The organism is Wolbachia endosymbiont of Drosophila barbarae (assembly GCF_044752445.1).
Lineage (GTDB): Bacteria > Pseudomonadota > Alphaproteobacteria > Rickettsiales > Anaplasmataceae > Wolbachia > Wolbachia pipientis.
In genome coordinates this window covers 1-876 of the sequence record NZ_JBIXJM010000078.1, presented here as the reverse complement: position 1 = coordinate 876, position 876 = coordinate 1, and the positions used below count along the sequence as shown (strand labels likewise).

The window sequence follows — 876 nt, the reverse complement described above, 5'->3', positions numbered from 1 at the left end:
AGTTGCTTTTATATTCGACAAAGTGAAGCTAATCTCCACAGTATCCTCCTTATTTTGCTCGGTTGTAAAAACTACAGTAGCATTTCCAGCAAATGTAACTAAGTCCTTGGTCGATCGATCAATAGATAATGTTATTACATTTATGTTGGCGATTTTTCTTTTAGATAAAGACAAATTACCAGCTTCATTATTCGTTTTTTCCTGAAAGCCTTGATAGATTTTATGTATAGAATTGTTTCTTATAAAATTTTCTTGGTACTTCGGTTCAACGATCTTAATGGACTCGTATATTTCAATGTATTTACTTATTAAGTACCTCGCTGTGGAAGTGTATTCATCTTCCTTTTTACTGAAACTAAGCTTATGCATTGCAGAGAACTCATCTTCTGTGTGGTTCATATACTTCACAAAATTTAAATCTTTTTTAATAGGAAATAACAGGTATATGTTTAATGTTAATAAACATAAGCATACTAGGAGAAGCGATACTATTAATGCCATCCAAGATCTTTCTGCTACACAAAACAGATACCTATGGCAGTACCATTCGACTGCTTTACTGAAATAACTTTTGTTTTTTACTGATTCAAGCAATTTATCTTCCATAACACAATACTACCAGACCTAATCGGATCATTATAATAACAATAAGCTTAGATACTCTAAAAAAAACTTTAAAATATGTCTAAATTTTCCCAAATAGGATGAATGATTATATCACCTTGTTCTGCAATGAGGTAGAATTTATCGATTTTGCTCACATCTATATTTATCATTTTTACACTGAAATTTTCAGGATCATAAGTATTACTTTCTACACTTTTGTGATAATTATAATAATGTAATTTATTTTGATCATCAAAATAACCAAATTCA

At 29.7% G+C, this 876-nt stretch carries 1 protein-coding gene and 1 pseudogene; both read right to left on the bottom strand.

The annotated features are described in order from the left end of the window. Positions 1 to 606: conjugal transfer protein TraJ (locus ACIPNH_RS01080; protein ID WP_400771086.1), on the bottom strand; the 606-nt coding region annotated here is incomplete at its 3' end. 68 nt (positions 607 to 674) lie between these two features. Then, positions 675 to 876: pseudogene (locus ACIPNH_RS01075) on the bottom strand (hypothetical protein); the annotation flags it as partial.